Raw genomic sequence first — 18325 nt, 5'->3', positions numbered from 1 at the left:
ACATCTCTGGGGGAGCATCATCGGTGCCGTGACCGCAGTGATCATCACCGCCTCGCTCGTCCTGGCGCTCGTCTGCGCCGGGGCGCTGGTGTTCGTCCACCGCCTCTACCAGGACAGCGTCCGCCGCACCGACGAGGCGCTCCAGGCCATCACCGCCGAACGCGCGCGCTACGACGCCCAGCAGCAGGCCCTGCAGCGGTACGAGGTGGCGTTCTCCAGCGTGAGCGGCCGTGGTGAGCTGGGCGAACAGGTCCTGGTCGAAACAGCGCGCGCACTCGGCCTGAGGGAAAACCTCCACTACACGCTCCAGACGGACGTGGCAGGCGGCGGAGCGGTGCGCCCGGACATGGTCCTCAACGTCGGCGGCGGCCGGATGGTCCCGGTCGACTCGAAGATGTCCATGGCCTGCTGGGCGGAAGCGGTCGAAACGGACGATCCCCAGGAACGCCAGGACGCGCTGCGGGTGCACGTCCGCAACATCCGCTCCCGCGCCGCCGAACTGGCCGGCAAGGGCTACCAGCGCTGGGCCGACGCGATCTACGGCACGATCATGTTCGTGCCCAACGACGGCGCCGTCGTCGCCGCTCTGGACACAGATCCCGAACTGCTGCGCTGGCTGCTCGACCGCCGCGTCTTCCTGTGCGGGCCGACCGGGTTCGCCGTGATCGCGTCGAGCGCGATGTTCGCCGTCACGGAACGGGCGCTGGCCGACGACGTGGAGCAGGTCAGGCTGCAGGCCGGCCGCGCCAACCGGGCCGCCGACACCGCCATCGAGGCCGTCAACCTCTCCACCACCCACCTGCAGCGCTTCCTCTCCGCGCGACGGCGCGAGCTGGACGCGCTGGAGGGCTTCCGGGCGAGCGTGGAACCGCTGACCGAGGCCTCCGCCACCCCCACGCCGCTCCCGCTCGTCCGAAGGGCGGACGAGCAGTCCGCGTAAAACGCACGGAGCGTGCCGCCAGGTTGCTTCTGGGTGAGAAAGCAGCGGACCCACGAACACCTAATGGCGGAACGGCTACCGTGTGCGGCGTGAGTGACGTGCGCGACCGTTCGGCGGCCTTCGACGACGACATCGAGGACTACGACGCCGTTCCGTGGAACTACCGGGCCATCTTCGGGTCGTTCAAGGGCATCCCGTGGTGGGCCGCGATCCTGTCCGCGCTGGTCCCGGCGTTCATCGGCGCGTTCATCGACATCAACTCCAGCAAGACGGTCGGCTGGACGTTCAACGCCGTGTTCTTCCTCGGCGCGCTGGCCGGCATCCTGCTGGTCCAGCGCCGCAGCCTGTTCGCGCCGATGGTTCAGCCGCCGCTGATCCTCGCCGCCACGGTGCCGACGCTCGTGCTGCTCACCGGCGGCGTCCAGAAGGGCGGCATGTCCGCCATGGCGCTCGGCCTGGCCAAGCCGTTGATCGACAGCTTCCCGGTGATGGCCATCACGACCGGTGTCACGGTCGCGCTCGGCATCATCCGCATCGTCATCCAGAAGGACCCGAACCGGCCGTCCAAGGACGAGGTCCGCGAGGCCAAGGCCGAGCTGAAGTCCCGCAGCAAGCCCGCCCCGCGCAAGCCCGCGCGTGAGGAGGCCGCGGAGGAGGAGCGTCCGCGCCGCCCCCGTCCCGAAGGCGCGCCGGCCCGTCGGCCGCGTCCCGAGGGCGCGCCGGCACGCCGTCCGCGCCCGGAAGGTGCCGCCCGCGGTGAGCGTCCGGCAGGTCAGCGCAGGCCGCGGCCACCGCGCGAGGACCGCTAGCGGGTTGTTCGCCGTCGCCCGGCGAACCACGTACAACGGATCACGGACAACAAGCCCCTGACCAGCGCGCACTCTGCCAGCATGAGTGCGATGCCTAGGGGAGAACGTCCACTGGACGCAGGTGACAGTCCACTGCTGCTGTTCGCCGCAGACCTGAGACAACTGCGCACCGACGCGGGGAAACCGAGCTACCGGGAGCTGTCCCGGCGTGCCCACTTCTCGGCGAGCACGCTGTCCGACGCGGCGGGCGGCCGGAAGCTGCCCGGCCTCGACGTCACGCTCGCCTACGTCAGGGCGTGTCACGGCGACGAGGCCGCGTGGGAGAGGCGCTGGCACGACCTCGCCGTAGCCATGGCGCAGAGCAGGGCCGCCGACGGGCCGTCCCCGTACGTGGGCCTGAACCCGTTCACGATCGAGGACGCCGACCGGTTCTTCGGTCGCGAGGCGCTCACCCACACGTTGCTCGACCGGCTCGAACGCCAGCGGTTCCTCGCGGTGTTCGGCGCCTCGGGCGAGGGCAAGTCGTCGCTGCTCAGAGCGGGTATCGCGGCGAAGTTCACGAACGCGGCGATCTGCACGCCCGGCGCCGACCCCGACGCCGCCATCGCCGACGCGCTCGCGCGGAACCCGGACCTGCTGGTCGTCGACCAGTTCGAGGAGCTCTTCACGCTGTGCGAGGACGAGGTGCAGCGCGCGGCGTTCCTCGACGCCCTGCTCTCCGCCGACTGCCGCCGAGTGATCGCGATCAGGTCCGACTTCTACCCGCACTGCGCCCAGTACCCGAAACTCGCCGACGCTCTCACCGACGCACAGGTGCTTCTCGGCACGATGACCCCTGACGAACTACGGCGTGCCATCACGCAGCCCGCCGCCGCCATGGGCTGCACGGTCGAAACGGCCCTGTTGACCACTCTCGTGGCCGAGGCAGCGGGACGCAGCGGTGTGCTCCCCCTCGTCTCGCACGCGCTGCTCGAAACGTGGCACCGCAGGCGCGGCAACACGCTCACGCTCGCCGGCTACCAGGCCGCGGGCGGCATCCAGGGCGCGCTGGCCCAGAGCGCGGAAGCCGCGTTCGCCAGCCTCGACGACTCCGAGCAGCACCTCGCCAAGCAGCTCCTGCTCCGGCTGAGCTCCGACGGCACCAAGCGCCCGGTCCCGCGCCCGGAGGTCGTCGGCGAGGAGGTGCTGAACGTCCTCGCGGAGACCAGGTTGATCGCCGTCGGCGAGCACACCGTCGAGGTGACCCACGAGGCGCTGTTCCAGGCGTGGCCGCGGCTGCGGGCCTGGCTGGACGAGGACCGCGAGGGCCTCAGAACGCACCGCAGGCTCACCGACGCCGCCAGGACGTGGGTGGAGCTGGGACACGACACCGGCTCGCTCTACCGGTCCACCCGGCTCGCCGAGACCACCGAGTGGATCACCCGCGCCAGGCCGGAGCTGACCGGCACCGAACGCGAGTTCATCGACGCCTCCAAGGCCCTGCGACGCGGCCGCTCCCGCCGCCTCCGCTGGATCGCGGCCGGACTGTCGGCCCTGCTGGTGGCCACCACGGCCACGGCGGTGGTCGCCGTGCAGCAGCGGCGCGAGGTCGAGCGGCTCAGCCTCATCACGCAGTCGCAGCAGCTCGCGTCGGTCTCGGACGCGCTGTCCGTCAGCGATCCCCTGCAGTCCGCCCGCAAGGCGGTCGAGGCCTACCGGACCTACCCCACCACCGAGGCACGCAGCCGTGTGCTGAGCGCGGCGGCGGCCGCACGCGGACGCAAGATCGACCACAACGGCGCGTGGAGCGTCAGGATGGGCAAGGACACCGTCAACCTGATGGGGCCTGACGGGCTGATGCAGTACGACGCGGCCACCCTGTCACCGAAGGCGAAGTGGTGGTCCGGCCCGGACGACTACGTGTTCTCCTGGGACGTCGCACCGGACGGCCGTACGATCGCGGTGGTCATGCAGAACGGCCGGATCGTCCTCTGGACAGGCCGCCCCGGGACCGAAGCGGTCGTGCTCCAGGATCGCGGCGTGTCCGGCGGTCTCGCCTTCACGCCAGACGGCCACTCTCTCGTCGTAGGTGGCGATGTCTGGGACGTGTCCACCCACAAGCTCCAGTTCGCGATGCCGGTGGGCCCGGCCACCCGCTCGTTCGCGCTGACCGACCACCTCCTGGCGTTGCCGTACGGCGATACCGCCACGTTGTGGGACCTGCGGACGCACGAGCGGGCCGGCACCCTGCAGGTGCGGACCGGCGAGATCAACCGGATCCGCCTGCTGCCCGGCGACAAGCTCGCCGTGATCGCCACCACCGAGGGCCAGGTGCAGGTGCGCGACCTGGCGACCGGTGCGGTGGTCTCCACTCCGCCCGCGCACACCGGCCTCGTCCAGAGCCTCTCGCTCAGCGCCGACGGCACGGTGCTCATCTCCGCGGGTGAGGACGGTCGTGTGCACCTGTGGGACCTGACGCGCAACGCGGTCATCACGACGCTCACGGTCAACGAGCCCACCCGCGGCGCGGAGCTCACCCCGGACGGCACGCTGGCCGTGCTCACCCCGCGCGCCCTGCGGTTCTGGCCGCCGGGCAGCCTGCCGACCCGAGTCGGCTACACGGTCCAGGCACTCGCGATGGACGGTGGCGGCTCGGTGGTCACCCTCGACGAGATGGGCGTGATCGAACGCCGCGACGCCACCCTGCGCACGCGGCAGCGCGTCGAGACCGGAGCCGAACAGCCCGACGCCGGCCGGTTCAGCCCGGACGGCGAGCTGGTCGCGACGAGCCGGCCGTTCGCGGTGCGCGACGTGACCACGGGGAAGCCGGTCGTCGAGCCGGAAAGGATGTCGTTGACGTCGCAGTCGGCGGTCGCGTTCGGCGAGCAGCACATCGCCGTCGTGAACGCGGGCGCACCCGACGCCGTCTGGTCGCTCAAGGGCGCGGCCGAGCCGACGTACCTCGGGGGCGACGCGAGCGGCCCGCGCACGGCGGTCTCGTTCGGCCGGCGCGACCAGGAGGTCGTGCTCGCGCGCGGCGACGGCGAGGTGCAGGTGCACGAAGACGGCCTGAACACGCGCACACTGCCGCACACCCACTCCGCAGCCGTGCGGGTGCTCGCGCTCTCCCCCGGCCGCAAGTTCCTCGCGACCGGCGGCGACGACGGCCTGATCGCCCTCTGGGACACCAGGACGTGGCAGAAGCTGGGCGAGCTGCGCGGGCACGCGGAGGCGGTCACCGCGCTGCAGTTCAGCCCGGACGGCAACCGGCTCGTGAGCGGCAGCAAGGACCGCACGGTGATCGTGTGGGACGTGCGCGAGCGGACGACGTGGGCGACGTTGCGCGGGCATAGCCGAGGCGTCACGCACGTGGCGTGGGGCAAGGACGGCGGCACGGTGGTGACCGCCGGCCCCGATGGCATGGTGGTGTGGGGCCTGGACGTGGACCAGGCCCTGCGCACGCTCGGTTAGCGGACCAGGTCCTTGCGGAGCTCGCGCGGCAGCGCGAAGGCGATCTTCTCGTTGGCCGTGGTGATCTCCTCGACGTCGCCGTAGCCGTGCGACTCGAGGAACTTCAGCAGCTCCATCACCAGGATGTCGGGCACCGACGCGCCCGACGTGACGCCGACGGTCTCGACGCCGTCGAGCCACGCCAGGTCTACCTCCTTGGCGTAGTCGATCAGGTACGCGGCCTTCGCTCCGTGCTGCAGCGCGACCTCGACCAGCCGGACCGAGTTGGAGGAGTTCTTGGAGCCCACGACGAGCACCAGGTCGCACGACGGCGCCATCGTCTTCACCGCGGTCTGGCGGTTCGAGGTGGCGTAGCAGATGTCGTCGGACGGCGGGTCCTGCATCTCCGGGAAGCGGTCCTTGAGCTGCCGGACCCGCACCATGGTCTCGTCGACCGACAGCGTGGTCTGCGACAGCCAGATGACCTTCGACGGGTCGCGGACCTCGACGCGGGCCGCGTCCTCGGCGGTGTCGACGAGCTGCACGTGGTCGGGGGCCTCACCGGCGGTGCCCTCGACCTCCTCGTGGCCCTCGTGGCCGATCAGGAGGATGTCGTAGTCCTCCTTGGCGAACCGCACGGCTTCCTTGTGCACCTTCGTCACCAACGGGCACGTGGCGTCGATGGTGCGCAACGAGCGCTGCGCGGCCTCCTCGTGGACGGCGGGCGACACGCCGTGCGCTGAGAACACCACGAGTGCGCCCTCAGGAACCTCGTCGGTCTCGTTGACGAAGATGGCACCGCGGTCGGACAGGGTCTCCACGACGTACTTGTTGTGGACGATCTCCTTGCGCACGTAGACGGGTGCGCCGTACTGCTCGAGGGCGCGCTCGACCGTCTCCACGGCACGATCAACGCCCGCGCAGTAACCACGCGGCTTCGCCAACAGGACTCGCTTGGGCATGCCTCAAGGGTACCCAGGCGCAGTTCCTAGGCATTCCAGACGCGGTTGCGGCAGGCTAGTGGTCATGAAGCCACTGCCATTGGGTGTCCGCGTCGCCGCTGGACTCGCGGTGACCGCCCTCGAACAGGCGCGCAAGCTGCCGCAGCAGCTCGCCGGACTTCCCCTCACGGTGGTCAGCGAGGCGATGCAGTTGTCCATGCGCGTGCAGCAGCATGTGACCGAACTCGCCATCAAAGGAGACGACGTCCTCTCCGGACTGAGGCCCGCGGAGGAGGAGCCGGAGTGGGCGACCTTCGACGAGGACGAGACACCGGTCACCACGACCGCCGAGCTGCCGGCCGACGACCCGTGGGAAGAGGAGGAGCGGGCGATCGCCGAAGTGCCCGAGTTCCTGCCGTCCTACGACGAGCTGTCGATCGCCCAGCTGCGCGCGCGGCTGCGCAACCTGAGCCTCGAACAGCTGGAAGAGCTGCTGCGCTACGAGACGGCGCACGAGTCGCGGCCTGAGTTCGTCGGGATGCTCAACCGCCGGATCGCCACGGTCAAAGCTCAGTGAGTGAGGCAAAATCCACGCCGGAGAACCCGTGGCCGGTGCGGACGGTCGCCCGCAAGCTGCTCGACTGGATCAACCGGCTCGGTGAGGTCTGGGTCGAGGGCCAGGTCACGCAGCTCAACGCGCGCAGCTCCACGGCGTTCCTGACGCTGCGCGACCCCAGCGTCGACATGTCCATGTCGATCACCTGCAACGCCGGGATGATCCGCGAGCTGCAGCTCACCGAGGGCAGCCGCGTGATCGTGCACGGCAAGATCAGCTTCTACCCGAACCGGGGCACGCTGTCGTTGCGCGCGGACGAGATCCGCGCGGTCGGCATCGGCGAGCTGCTCGCGCGCATCGAGCGGTTGCGCAAGCTGCTGCACGCCGAGGGCCTGTTCGACCCGCGCCGCAAGCGCCGTCCGCCGTTCCTGCCGAACAAGATCGGTCTCATCACCGGCCGCGCCTCCGCGGCGGAGCGGGACGTGCTCACGAACGCGCGGAACCGTTGGCCCGCAGCGCACTTCCGCGTCATCAACGTCGCCGTGCAGGGTCCGACGGCGGTCACCCAGGTGATGACCGCGCTGTCCACTTTGGAACGTGATCCCGAGTGCGACGTGATCATCATCGCCCGCGGCGGCGGCAGCGTGGAGGACCTGCTGCCGTTCTCCGACGAGGCGCTGTGCCGCGCGGTCTCCCGGTGCCGCACGCCGGTGCTGTCGGCGATCGGGCACGAACCGGACACCCCGCTGCTGGACCACGTCGCTGACGTGCGTTGTTCGACGCCGACCGACGCAGGCAAACGGGTGGTTCCGGATGTCGCTGAGGAGAGTGAACGCGTTCGCCAGATGCGCGACCGCGGCCGGCGCGCGTTGCACGGCTGGGTCGATCGCGAACGCGAACTGCTCGACGCTTTGCGCTCCCGACCAGTGCTTTCGGACCCGTACGGTCCGTTGGAACGGCGAGCCGAGGAAGTGAAACGTTTTCGCGACCAGGGCCGCAGAGCCGTCACGCAACGTCTCGATCGGGAAGACGTCCACCTGTCGGGGACGAAAGCCCGCTTGACGACCCTCGGACCAGCCGCCACGCTGGCCCGCGGATACGCCGTTGTGCAACTCGTCACACCCGACGGGCCCGACGGCGTGTTGCGTTCTGTGACGGACGCGCCGAGCGGAACACAGCTGCGGGTACGCGTCGTTGACGGAGCAGTGCGAGCACTCGTGACCAGTTCGGATGCCGGAACGGAAGGGGGAGGTACCGATGATGCGTGATGCCGTGTTCCTGCCCCTGACCATGGAGGCGGCCGGGTCCTGCGGTTCAGGGCTGCGCACCAAGGCGGAGGCGGCGAACAAGGCCGCGGCGGACTGCTGGACGGCGCTGGTGGGCGACTGCGACAGCACGAGCCGCCGCACGCTGATCCTGACGTTGCACGACCTGAGCGAGGCCACCGCGGGCACGGTCCAGTACCGGCGTGTCGCGGAGGCCGAGGCGCTCATCGACGAGGCGGTGCGAGAGGGTGACGGCGAGGAGTTCGCGGAGGCGCTGGTCGGCTACGACCTGGCCGTCGCGACCGTGCTGAGCCGTCTGAGGAGCCAGTCCGCGTGAGTTCGGAAACACTCGGTTACGAAGCCGCCCGTGACGAGCTGGTCGAGGTGGTCCGCAAGCTGGAGGCCGGTGGCCTGTCGCTGGAGGACTCACTGGCCCTGTGGGAACGCGGTGAGGCGCTCGCCAAGACGTGTGAGCAGCATCTCGCCGGTGCGCGCGAGCGAATCGATGCAGCTCTCGCTGTGGTCGAGGAGGACGTTTCCGAGGGCTGATCCCGTGCAAGGATTCAGTTTGCCGATCACGAACCCGGCACGCTGAGTAGTCGCATGGAGGCGCGCAATGGTGAACACCCCCGCGGAACGACGTCGCGAAGCCCCGGACCGGAACCTGGCGTTGGAGCTCGTGCGCGTCACCGAGGCGGCGGCTATGGCCGCCGGCCGGTGGGTGGGCCGCGGCGACAAGAACGGCGGTGACGGCGCCGCGGTCGACGCGATGCGCAAGCTGATCCACACCGTCTCGATGCGCGGTGTCGTGGTGATCGGCGAGGGCGAGAAGGACGAGGCGCCCATGCTGTTCAACGGCGAGGAGGTCGGCAACGGCGAGGGCCCCGAGTGCGACGTCGCGGTCGACCCGATCGACGGCACCACGCTGATGTCGAAGGGCATGCCGAACGCGCTGGCCGTGCTGGCCGTGGCCGAACGCGGCGCGATGTTCGACCCGTCCGCCGTGTTCTACATGGAGAAGCTCGCGGTGGGCCCGGAGGCGGCCGACGTCATCGACATCACCGCCCCGCTCGCGGAGAACATCCGCCGGGTGGCGAAGGCCAAGCACAGCGACGTCTCCGACGTGAACGTGTGCATCCTGGACCGGCCGCGGCACGAGAAGATCGTGCAGGAGGTGCGGCAGGCCGGCGCGCGCATCCACTTCATCTCCGACGGCGACGTGGCGGGCGCGATCTCCGCGGCACGGCCCACGTCGGGCGTGGACATGCTGGTGGGCATCGGCGGCACGCCGGAGGGCATCATCGCGGCGGCGGCGCTGAAGTGCGTCGGCGGCGCGATCCAGGGCCGGTTGTGGCCCAAGGACGACGAGGAGCGCGAGAAGGCGATCGGCGCGGGCCACGACCTGTCCCGCGTGCTGACGACGAACGACCTCGTCTCCGGCGACAACGTCTTCTTCTGCGCCACGGGTGTGACCGACGGAGACCTTCTGCGCGGTGTGCACTACCGGGCGGGTGGCTGCACCACGCAGTCCATCGTCATGCGGTCCAAGTCCGGCACCGTGCGCATGATCGACGGCTTCCACAGCCTGCACAAGCTGCGCGAATACGCCTCCGTGGACTTCGACCTGCCCGAGGACGTGCAGCAGCCCCTGCCCTGAGGGGCAACTGTGAACGCTCCGTGACCAGACGAGTGACCCTAGTCACGATGTTCCTTTCGTCCCTAGTTTCCGAACTGACCCCGGCAACCCTGCGCCGGGTTCAGGAAGGAAACTCAACGATGAGGGCACGTTCGTTGTTCTCCGCAATCGCCGTGGCCGCGGGCGCCCTGCTCGCCTCGGCCGCCGCGGCCACCGCGGCTCCGGCCCCCACCGCCGACGGCGAGGTCTCGCCGATGATCGTCGGCGGGCACAACGCGACCCAGGTCTACTCGTGGATGGTCTCCCTGCAGAGCAACGGGAGCCACTTCTGCGGTGGCACGCTGGTCAAGGCCAACTGGGTCGTGACGGCGAAGCACTGCGTCGCCAGCAAGTCGGCGTCGTCGATCACCGTGCGGGTGGGCACCACCAAGTACACCAGCGGCGGCTCCACGGCACGCGGTTCGCGGATCGTCACGCACCCGTCCGCCGACCTCGCGCTGTTGCAGCTGGGCACGTCGGTCACCCAGACGCCCGCGCCCGTCTCGACCGCGTCCGGCCCGGTCGGCACCGCCACCCGCATCATCGGCTGGGGCCAGACCTGCCCGGTCGGCGGTGCCTGTGGCACTCCGGTGACCCTGCAGGAGCTCGACACGTCGATCGTCGCCGACAGCCGTTGCTCCGGCATCGCTGCGGCGTCGGAAATCTGCACGAACAACACCGACGGCAACAAGGGCGCCTGCTACGGCGACTCGGGCGGCCCGCAGGTGAAGTCCGTGAACGGCCGCTGGGAGCTCATCGGCGCGACCAGCCGTTCCGGTGGTGGCCCGACCTGTGCGACCGCTCCGTCGATCTACGTGGACGTCGCGTACTACCGCTCGTGGGTCAGCACGAACGTGGGCGGTCTGTAGTCCCGTAGGCCGGTAAACGCGTTCCGAGGGCCCGTCTCCCAACTGTTACGGAGGCGGGCCCTCCGCCGTGCAACCCGGGTGATCCTCCGGTCGTCTTCTTCGGCAAAGGATGAATCACTGAGGGGGTGCGCGATGCGGGTTCTGCTCGTGGCGGTCGCGTTGATGTCCGTGGCGGGGTGCGCACAGGGGGCCGTGCACGCCGAAACACCTGTTGCGACACCGACTTCGGTGTCCTCGGCGCCGTCTTCCAGTTCTTCCACGCCCGCGCCGTCCTCCGCGACGCCACCACCGTCCTCTTCGGAGACTCCGCCTCCCCCGCCCGCGCCGGTGGTGAAGCCGACGCCGTGCGACATCAGCGACGGCGCCTGCGTCCAGCTCTCCACGAACCAGTCGTGGATCGTGCGCGGCGACAAGATCGTCCACGGACCGGTGCCGATCACCAGCGGCCGCAAGGGATACGAGACGCCGGTCGGCAAGTTCCCGGTGCTGCGCAAGGTGAAGAACGAGTGGAGCCGCCCGTACAACGCGGAGATGCCGTGGTCGACGTACTTCACCGACAACGGCATCGCGTTCCACGAGGGCTCGCTGACCGTGCCGTCGCACGGCTGCATCCACCTGGACCCGCAGTCCGCCCAGTACTACTTCCAGAACCTCGCGATCGGCGAAACGGTTCAGGTCGTCCCGTAGTGGTTACCCCTTCATCGAGGGGTGATGAGTGATGATGCGAGTTCTCGTCGCGACGGTGCTCCTGACCCTCGGTTTCGCGGTACCCGCGCAGGCTGCGGCCGGTTGCACCGTCTACAACGGAGCGTGCCTGGAGAAGCACACCAACCAGGCGTGGCTCGTCTACAACGGCGTCCGGAGCTACGGCCCGGTTCACGTCAGCCACGGCAAGCCGGGGTACGAGACCCCGGTCGGCACGTTCTCCGTGCTGCGCAAGGTGAAGAACGAGTGGAGCCGCCCGTACAACGGGCCGATGCCGAACGCGGTGTACTTCACCACGACCGGCATCGCGTTCCACCAGGGTGACACGAACGTCCAGTCGCACGGCTGCGTCCGGCTGCCCGCCGACGCCTCGCTGGTGTTCTACGACAACCTGGCGATCGGCGAGCAGGTCCAGGTGCTGCCCTGACGGGCTCTTCAGGCACCACCGAGCAGTTTCCCGACAGTGGCCTCGATGCGGTCCACCCGTTTCATCGCGGCCTCGTGCCCGATCCCGTCGTCCTCCCTGGCGAGGGTGTAGATCACCCCGCCGGCGCCGGCGACGTGGTCGGGCACCCACACGATGCCGCGCTTCTCGAGCAGGTCGGCGACACCGTCGTCGGTGAGCTGGTTGTTGGCGGGTCCGACGATCAGCCGGACGTCCAGCCGTGCCACGGTCTCCGGGCTCAGCACGCCTCCTACCGCCGCCGGGACGAGCACGTCGGCCTCGACCTCGTACGCCTGGTCCGGCGGCACCCAGCCGAACTCGTCGGTCCGCCTGCTCTCGTCCACATCGGACACGATCACCTCCGCACCGGTCAGCGACCTGGCGACCAGCTCCCCCACCGAGCCGAACCCGCTGACCACCACCCTCCGCCCGGTCAGGTCGTCCGTGCCGAAGACGTGCCGTGACGCCGCTTTCAGCGCCGCCAGCACACCCCGCGCCGTAGGCACGCTCGACGACCCCGTGCCGCCGTGCTCCTCCGGCAGGCAGTAGGCGTACGGCGTCAGTTCCCTGAGCACCACCATGTCGTCAGGTCCCGTGCCGACGTCCGGCCCCGCGCGGTAGGCGCCGTCGAACTCGTTGATCAGATCGGCGTGGTCGAGCAGCACCTGCCGCCGCAGCTGCGGGGTCAGCGGTCGATCGACGACGATGACGCTCTTGGCGCCACCGTGCGGAATTCCCGCCGCCGAGCACTTGAGCGTCATGGCCTTCGACAACCGCAGCACGTCGGTGACGGCATCGGTGAACCGCTCGTAGGTCTTCATCCTGCACCCGCCGACCGCCGGTCCCGCCGTGGTCGAGTGCAGGGCGACCATCGTGGTCATCCCCGACCGCTTCCCGGTGCGGACGACGAGCTGTTCGTGTTCCCACATCTGCGTTCCTCCCCGAACTTCCGCCATGCTTGGGACCCGAAGTTAGGGTGATCGCCAGTGGTTGCGGTGCTGTGTCGAACTTCGTTCGGCAGAAGGGGCCGGTGAGCGGGATGGACGAACTTGATTCGGCGATCGTGCGGGAACTGCAGCGCGATGCCCGGCAGTCGAACCGCGACATCGCGCGCAAGGTGGGCGTGGCGCCGTCGACGTGTCTGGAACGCACCCGGCTGCTGCGCGAACGCGGCGTCATCCGCGGCTACCACGCCGACATCGCACCGGCCGCGCTGAACCGCGGCGTGCAGGCCCTGGTGGCGGTGCAGGTGCGGCCGTTGAGCCGGGTCGTGATCGACGCCTTCAAGGCCTTCGCCGCCCAGTTGCCCGAGGTGCTGTCGGTCTTCGTGATGGCGGGCAGCGACGACTTCGTGATCCACGTCAGCGCTCAGGACAACGAGCACCTGCACGCGTTCCTGGTCGACCGGTTGAGCCAGCGCAAGGAGATCGTCGGCTTCCGCACGTCGATCATCTTCCAGCACCTGGCCAAGCACGACCCGGCCCCGCTGCCGCGCGCCTGAGTCACTCGCAGGTGGCGAACAGGCCCGCGAGCACGAGTCTTCCCGTGCTCGCGGCTCCTGCCGGCCGCGGTCAGCTCCCGTCGCTGGAATGCCCGGGAAAGAGGTGCGCGGACGGGTTGAGCGCGACCGCGATGTTGTTGACCGCCGTCGCCGCCTCCCCGAACCCGGTGGCGATGAGCTTGACCTTGCCGGGGTACTGCGCGACGTCGCCGGCCGCGTAGACCCGGTCGAGCTTGGTCTTCATCGTGGTGTCGACGACGACCGCGCGGTGGTCGAGCTCCAGGCCCCACGACTCGATCGGCCCGAGGTCGGCGGTGAACCCGAGTGCCGCGACGACGGTCTGCGCGGGCAACGTCTTCACGTCCTCACCCTTGACCTTGACGTCCACTTCGGACAGCGGCTCGCCCCGCAGCGCCAGCACCTCGGCGTCGGTGATGATCTCGACGCCGAGCTCCCGCACCTGCCGCACGGTCGCGGCGTGCGCGCGGAAGTTCGCCCTGCGGTGCACGATCGTGACGCTGGCGGCGATCGGGTGCAGCGCGAGAGCCCAGTCGAACGCCGAGTCGCCGCCGCCCACGATGACGACGTGCTGCCCGGCGTGCTCGGCCAGCACCGGCACGAAGTGCACCATGCCGCGGCCCAGCCAGCCGTCGCCGGCGGGCAGCGGGCGCGGGTTGAACTCACCCATGCCCGCGGTGATCAGCACGGCCTTGGTCCTGATCGCAGAGCCGTCCGCGAGGCCGACCACCAGACCGTCCTCAGTGGACTCGAGCGTGCGTGCCTGGCGGCCGAGCAGGTAGGTCGGCTTGAACTGCCCCGCCTGCTCCACCAGACCGCTGACGAGGTCGCGCCCGCGCACCGCGGGGAAGCCGGCCACGTCGAAAATCATCTTCTCCGGATACATCGCCGTGATCTGGCCGCCCGGTTCCGGCAGCGCGTCGACGACGGCGACGTTCATTTCCCGGAAGCCTGCGTAGTACGCGGCGAACAACCCCGTGGGACCAGCGCCCACGATGAGGAGGTCGACGTCACGCTCCATGAGTGGTGCCCTTCTGCCAGTGGTGGGTGGCAGTGCTGTGATCGACCATAGAGACTCGGAAGCATGTCTGAACAGGAGTACCGCGTCGAGCACGACACGATGGGTGAGGTCCGCGTGCCGGTCGACGCATTGTGGAGCGCTCAAACACAACGCGCGGTCGAGAACTTCCCGATTTCCGGTCGAGGCCTCGAACGCGCCCAGATCAGGGCACTGGGCCTGCTCAAGGGCGCCGCGGCCCGCGTGAACGCCCGGCTCGGCGTCCTTCCCGCCGACATGGCCTCGGCGATCGCCTCCGCGGCCGACGAGGTCGCCGACGGCAAGTGGGACTCACAGTTCCCGGTCGACGTCTTCCAGACAGGTTCCGGCACGTCGTCGAACATGAACGCCAACGAGGTCATCGCGACCCTGGCGACCCGCTCCCTGCAGCGCGACGTCCACCCGAACGACCACGTCAACGCCTCGCAGTCGTCCAACGACACCTTCCCGACGACGCTGCGCGTGGCCGCCACCGAGGCCGTCGTGACGAACGTGATCCCCGCGTTCGAGCACCTCGCGTCGGTCCTGGAGTCACGTGCCGCGGATTGGGCCGACCTGGTCAAGTCCGGCCGCACGCATCTGATGGACGCCGTGCCCATCACCCTCGGTCAGGAGGCGGGCGCCTGGGCGTCGCAGGTCCGCTACTCGGTGGAACGGCTGCGGGCCTCGGTTCCACGCCTCGCGGAACTGCCCATCGGCGGCACCGCGGTCGGCTCGGGCCTGAACGCGCCGGAGGGCTTCGGCGCGGCCGTCGCCGCCGAACTGGCCTCCGCCACCGGCCTGCCGCTGGTCGAGGCCCGCGACCACTTCGAAGCCCAGGCCACCCAGGACGGCGTGGTCGAGATCTCCGGCCAGCTCCGCGCGAGCGCCGTGGCGTTGTTCAAAGTCGCCAACGACCTCCGCTGGCTCGGCTCCGGCCCCCGCACGGGCCTGGGCGAACTGGCCCTGCCGGACCTCCAGCCGGGCTCGTCGATCATGCCCGGCAAGGTCAACCCGGTGATCTCGGAAGCCACGATGATGGTCGTGGCCCAGGTCATCGGCAACGACGCCGCCGTCGCCTTCGCGGGCTCGCAGGGCAACTTCCAGCTGAACGTGATGCTGCCGGTCATCGCCCGCAACGTCCTGGAGTCGTGCCGCCTGCTGTCCGCCGTCGCGCGGCTGCTGGCCGACAAGGTCCTCACGGGTGTGGAGGCGCTGGCCTCGCAGATGCGCGAGTACGCCGAGTCGTCGCCGTCGATCGTCACGCCGCTCAACCGCTACCTCGGCTACGAGGAGGCGGCGTCGATCGCCAAGCAGTCGCTGAAGGAGCGCAAGACCATCCGCGAGGTGGTGCTGGAACGCGGTCACGTGCCGGGGAAGCTGTCCGAGGAGCAGCTGGACGCCGCGCTGGACGTGCTGAGGATGGCCCGCGGTGGGCGTTGACGTGCGGGTGGTCCGCAGGCAGTCACGGCGCCGAGTGACTGAGGTCGGTGTGGTGCCGGACGGCGGCGGCGCGTTCAGCGAACTGCTGGAGCGGGTGGACCATCCGCTGCTGAACCGCATCGACCCGTGTGGCTACCGCGAACTGGGCTCCGTCGACATGTCCGATTTCGTCGCGGCACTGGACGCGGTGGGCGCGGAGGGCCGTCAGTTCGACGACCTCCGCGCTCTTGCCGCGACGTGCGCCGCGGACCGGTCGCTGACGATGGAGTTCCTGGGCGACTGACAGGTCAGGAGTACATCGCGAGCCAGATGGCGATGTAGTGGCAGATAGCGGCCACCACGGTCGCGGCGTGGAAGAACTCGTGGTACCCGAAGACCTGCGGCCACGGATTGGGCCACCGGGTGGCGTAGAAGACCGCGCCGACGGTGTAGAGCGCCCCGCCCACCAACAGCAACACCAGCGCCGCGACCCCGGCGTGGTGCAGCAGCTCGGGCAGCACGAACACGGCCACCCAGCCCAGCGCGATGTAGATCGGCACGCCGAGCCACCGCGGCGCGTGCGGCCACGCCAGCTTCAGGGTCACACCGAGCACGGCGCCGATCCACACCACGGCCAGCACGACGCGACCGGTGCCGGGGTTCATCGCCAGCAGCGCGAACGGGGTGTAGGTGCCGGCGATGAACACGAAGATCATCGAGTGGTCCAGGCGCTTCATCCACGTGCGCACGCGGTCGGACTTCCACGTCACGCGGTGGTACAGCGCGGAGACACCGAAGAGTCCGAGGACGGTGAGCCCGTAGACGGAGGTGGCCAGGGCGGCACGTGCGGACACTGTGGACGCCGCCAGCGCGATCAGCGTCGCGCCGGTCGCCACCGAGGTGATGAACGACCAGAAGTGCAGCCACCCACGAAGGCGCGGCCGCAGTCCGGGCTGTGGAGGTGTGGTCGCTGTGGTCACGGCTTCCTAGGTTACGCGACCGTAGGTTTCCGACCGCGAGTCAGTGATGAAGCTTGCACGGCGTACGCTGTTCGGACGTGGCACTCCGCACCCGTGTGAAAAACGTCGCCATCCACCTCTACGAGTGGATTCTCCGGCGTGAGCTGAGCGAGAACACACAGGTGCCCAAGCACGTCGGTGTGGTTCTCGACGGCAACCGGCGGTGGGCCAGGGAAGCCGGGTTCACCGACGTCGCGCACGGGCACCGGGCCGGCGCGCGCAAGATCCTCGAGCTGCTCGACTGGTGCGGTGACGCCAAAGTGGAGGTCGTCACGCTCTGGATGCTGAGCACCGACAACCTCAACCGGCCAGCGGACGAGCTGGCGCCGTTGCTCGACATCATCGCCGACATCACCGACGAGCTGGCCGAGGACGGCAAGCCGTGGCGGGTGCGGCACGTCGGCGCGATCGACATGCTGCCCGCGGAACACGCGGAGCGCCTCACCAACGCCGCGAACAAGACCAAGGACCGCACCGGCATCCAGGTCAACGTCGCGGTGGCGTACGGCGGCCGGCAGGAGATCGCGGACGCGGTGCGCAAGCTCCTGCAGTCGCACGCCGAGCGGGGCGGCACCATCGAGGAGCTGGCCGAGGTCCTCGACGTCGACCACATCGCCGAGCACCTCTACACGTCCGGGCAGCCGGATCCCGACCTGATCATCCGCACGTCCGGTGAGCAGCGGCTCTCCGGGTTCATGCTGTGGCAGTCGGCGCACTCGGAGTTCTGGTTCTGCGAGGCCTACTGGCCCGGCTTCCGCCGCACGGACTTCCTGCGGGCGATGCGCGAGTACGCCAAGCGTCACCGCAGGTACGGCAACTGAACGACAAGGGGCGCCCACCGCGAGGGTGAGCGCCCCTTGTTCAGCGCGAGGACGAGATCACTCGCCGTCGTGGCCCCACTCGGAGCCGTCCTCGATGCCGCCGGCCGCGCAGGTCTCGGTGATGGAGGGCGAGTTCACCGGAACCGCCGCGCCGAGCACACCGACGTTGTTGCCGCACACGCCCGCAACACCGTTCAGGTTGTTCGCGTTGCCGACGATCAGCAGCGGAGCGTTCTCCCACTCGTGGCTCACGGCCATCGCCGGGGAGCCGGTGACCATCAGGAAGCTCGCCGCCGCGCCGAAAACGGCGCCTGCCTTCTTCAGCACGATTTCTCCTTGGAGAGTGTCAAAAGGGTTTCAAAAAGATCTGGGGGCGCCATGAATGACGCCCCCAGAGGCAGAACTGAAGAGGAGATCAGCCCTCGTCGACGATTCCGCCGGCGGCGCAGGTCTCGGTGATCGACGGCGAGTTGATCGGCACGGCACCGCCGAGAACGCCGACGTTGTTGCCGCAGGCGCCGATCGTGCCGTTGAGGTTGTTGCCGTTCAGCAGAACCAGCAGCGGGCCGTTCTTCCAGTGGTAGCCGCCGCTGTGGGCCTCGCCCGCCATGGCGGCCGGGGCGAACGCGAGCGACAGCGCGGCTGCGGCGGCAACCGCGGCACAAGCCTTCTTCACGTCATTCTCCTTCATGTCGGGTCATCCCCGTCATTTCCGGAGTCTTCGGGGATCTCCGGAGGGTGGGGTCTCCGGGCGGAGACGCTATCGGTGTTGATCTCGTTTGGCGGCCCGCGTGACCCCATTGTGTGACAACAAGATCAACAACATTCCCCGATCAGGTGGCCTTCGATTCACGATTCGGTCGCGAGTAAGACG

21 protein-coding genes are annotated in these 18325 nt (G+C 69.5%); 15 read left to right on the top strand and 6 right to left on the bottom strand.

Translation table 11 applies throughout. The annotated features are described in order from the left end of the window. Positions 1–28 precede the first annotated feature (28 nt). The 3 genes from ABZV40_RS24785 (at position 29) to ABZV40_RS24775 (ending at position 5199) form a co-directional block, all read left to right on the top strand. A complete protein-coding gene (locus ABZV40_RS24785) occupies positions 29–940 on the top strand; it encodes a DNA recombination protein RmuC (protein WP_355445902.1) in 912 nt (303 codons plus the stop codon). 89 nt (positions 941–1029) lie between these two features. Beyond that, positions 1030–1749 (top strand): DUF6542 domain-containing protein, encoded by a 720-nt coding sequence (locus ABZV40_RS24780; protein ID WP_355445899.1) that lies wholly within the window; start codon positions 1030–1032, stop codon positions 1747–1749. Positions 1750–1839: 90 nt separating this feature from the next. After that, positions 1840–5199 carry a WD40 repeat domain-containing protein gene (locus ABZV40_RS24775; protein WP_355445896.1) on the top strand — a complete coding sequence of 1120 codons (3360 nt, stop codon included), beginning with the start codon at positions 1840–1842 and terminating at the stop codon, positions 5197–5199. Here ABZV40_RS24775 and ABZV40_RS24770 read toward each other — a convergent pair. Then, entirely contained in the window at positions 5196–6140 is a 945-nt protein-coding gene (locus tag ABZV40_RS24770) for a 4-hydroxy-3-methylbut-2-enyl diphosphate reductase (RefSeq protein WP_355445894.1), read from the bottom strand. The genes ABZV40_RS24775 and ABZV40_RS24770 overlap by 4 nt on opposite strands. A 64-nt stretch (positions 6141–6204) precedes the next feature. Between ABZV40_RS24770 and ABZV40_RS24765 the strand changes: the two genes are divergently transcribed. The 8 genes from ABZV40_RS24765 (at position 6205) to ABZV40_RS24730 (ending at position 11616) form a co-directional block, all read left to right on the top strand. After that, a complete protein-coding gene (locus ABZV40_RS24765; protein ID WP_355445891.1) occupies positions 6205–6696 on the top strand; it encodes a lipid droplet-associated protein in 492 nt (163 codons plus the stop codon). Then, positions 6693–7943: an exodeoxyribonuclease VII large subunit gene (xseA, locus tag ABZV40_RS24760; RefSeq protein ID WP_355445888.1), complete on the top strand. Its 1251-nt coding sequence runs from the start codon at positions 6693–6695 to the stop codon at positions 7941–7943. Before ABZV40_RS24765 ends, xseA begins: the two co-directional genes overlap by 4 nt. Continuing rightward, positions 7933–8277 carry a sugar ABC transporter substrate-binding protein gene (locus ABZV40_RS24755; protein WP_355445885.1) on the top strand — a complete coding sequence of 115 codons (345 nt, stop codon included), beginning with the start codon at positions 7933–7935 and terminating at the stop codon, positions 8275–8277. Before xseA ends, ABZV40_RS24755 begins: the two co-directional genes overlap by 11 nt. Further along, positions 8274–8489, top strand: a complete 216-nt coding sequence (locus ABZV40_RS24750) for an exodeoxyribonuclease VII small subunit (RefSeq protein WP_112228817.1) — start codon at positions 8274–8276, stop codon at positions 8487–8489. Before ABZV40_RS24755 ends, ABZV40_RS24750 begins: the two co-directional genes overlap by 4 nt. Before the next feature lie 67 nt (positions 8490–8556). Beyond that, positions 8557–9597, top strand: a complete 1041-nt coding sequence (gene glpX, locus ABZV40_RS24745) for a class II fructose-bisphosphatase (RefSeq protein ID WP_090099826.1) — start codon at positions 8557–8559, stop codon at positions 9595–9597. Between the two features lie 119 nt (positions 9598–9716). Further along, complete coding sequence (locus ABZV40_RS24740; RefSeq protein ID WP_355445881.1) at positions 9717–10484, top strand: serine protease; 768 nt, start codon at positions 9717–9719, stop codon at positions 10482–10484. A 132-nt stretch (positions 10485–10616) separates the two neighbouring features. Further along, complete coding sequence (locus ABZV40_RS24735; RefSeq protein ID WP_355445878.1) at positions 10617–11171, top strand: L,D-transpeptidase; 555 nt, start codon at positions 10617–10619, stop codon at positions 11169–11171. 31 nt (positions 11172–11202) lie between these two features. Next, complete coding sequence (locus ABZV40_RS24730) at positions 11203–11616, top strand: L,D-transpeptidase (protein WP_355445875.1); 414 nt, start codon at positions 11203–11205, stop codon at positions 11614–11616. Between the two features lie 8 nt (positions 11617–11624). Here the strand turns inward: ABZV40_RS24730 and ABZV40_RS24725 are convergent, their stop codons facing one another. Further along, positions 11625–12563 carry a Glu/Leu/Phe/Val dehydrogenase dimerization domain-containing protein gene (locus ABZV40_RS24725; protein WP_355445872.1) on the bottom strand — a complete coding sequence of 313 codons (939 nt, stop codon included), beginning with the start codon at positions 12561–12563 and terminating at the stop codon, positions 11625–11627. A 110-nt stretch (positions 12564–12673) separates the two neighbouring features. Between ABZV40_RS24725 and ABZV40_RS24720 the strand changes: the two genes are divergently transcribed. Next, complete coding sequence (locus ABZV40_RS24720) at positions 12674–13135, top strand: Lrp/AsnC family transcriptional regulator (protein WP_355445869.1); 462 nt, start codon at positions 12674–12676, stop codon at positions 13133–13135. A 70-nt stretch (positions 13136–13205) separates the two neighbouring features. Here the strand turns inward: ABZV40_RS24720 and ABZV40_RS24715 are convergent, their stop codons facing one another. Then, positions 13206–14174: an NAD(P)/FAD-dependent oxidoreductase gene (locus ABZV40_RS24715; RefSeq protein WP_355445866.1), complete on the bottom strand. Its 969-nt coding sequence runs from the start codon at positions 14172–14174 to the stop codon at positions 13206–13208. 63 nt (positions 14175–14237) lie between these two features. Here ABZV40_RS24715 and ABZV40_RS24710 point away from each other — a divergent pair, with 63 nt between their 5' ends. Both ABZV40_RS24710 and ABZV40_RS24705 read left to right on the top strand, forming a co-directional pair. After that, positions 14238–15632: a class II fumarate hydratase gene (locus ABZV40_RS24710; protein WP_355445863.1), complete on the top strand. Its 1395-nt coding sequence runs from the start codon at positions 14238–14240 to the stop codon at positions 15630–15632. Beyond that, positions 15622–15915, top strand: coding sequence for a hypothetical protein (locus ABZV40_RS24705; RefSeq protein WP_355445860.1), 294 nt, complete (start codon positions 15622–15624; stop codon positions 15913–15915). The genes ABZV40_RS24710 and ABZV40_RS24705 overlap by 11 nt, the downstream gene beginning before the upstream one ends. Positions 15916–15919: 4 nt before the next feature. Here the strand turns inward: ABZV40_RS24705 and ABZV40_RS24700 are convergent, their stop codons facing one another. Further along, positions 15920–16591 (bottom strand): hemolysin III family protein, encoded by a 672-nt coding sequence (locus ABZV40_RS24700; RefSeq protein WP_355445857.1) that lies wholly within the window; start codon positions 16589–16591, stop codon positions 15920–15922. Between the two features lie 77 nt (positions 16592–16668). Between ABZV40_RS24700 and ABZV40_RS24695 the strand changes: the two genes are divergently transcribed. Then, positions 16669–17451 (top strand): isoprenyl transferase, encoded by a 783-nt coding sequence (locus ABZV40_RS24695; RefSeq protein WP_355445854.1) that lies wholly within the window; start codon positions 16669–16671, stop codon positions 17449–17451. 57 nt (positions 17452–17508) lie between these two features. Here the strand turns inward: ABZV40_RS24695 and ABZV40_RS24690 are convergent, their stop codons facing one another. Further along, positions 17509–17778 (bottom strand): hypothetical protein, encoded by a 270-nt coding sequence (locus tag ABZV40_RS24690; protein ID WP_355445851.1) that lies wholly within the window; start codon positions 17776–17778, stop codon positions 17509–17511. An 88-nt stretch (positions 17779–17866) separates the two neighbouring features. Next, the gene (locus ABZV40_RS24685; protein ID WP_355445848.1) at positions 17867–18142 is read right to left on the bottom strand and encodes a hypothetical protein; all 276 of its coding nucleotides are present in this window, start codon (positions 18140–18142) and stop codon (positions 17867–17869) included. Positions 18143–18325 lie beyond the last annotated feature (183 nt).

It is taken from the genome of Lentzea sp. NPDC004782, assembly GCF_040609115.1.
Lineage (GTDB): Bacteria > Actinomycetota > Actinomycetes > Mycobacteriales > Pseudonocardiaceae > Lentzea.
Note: the sequence above shows the minus strand (reverse complement) of the source record. Positions and strands in the feature narration are given on the sequence as shown.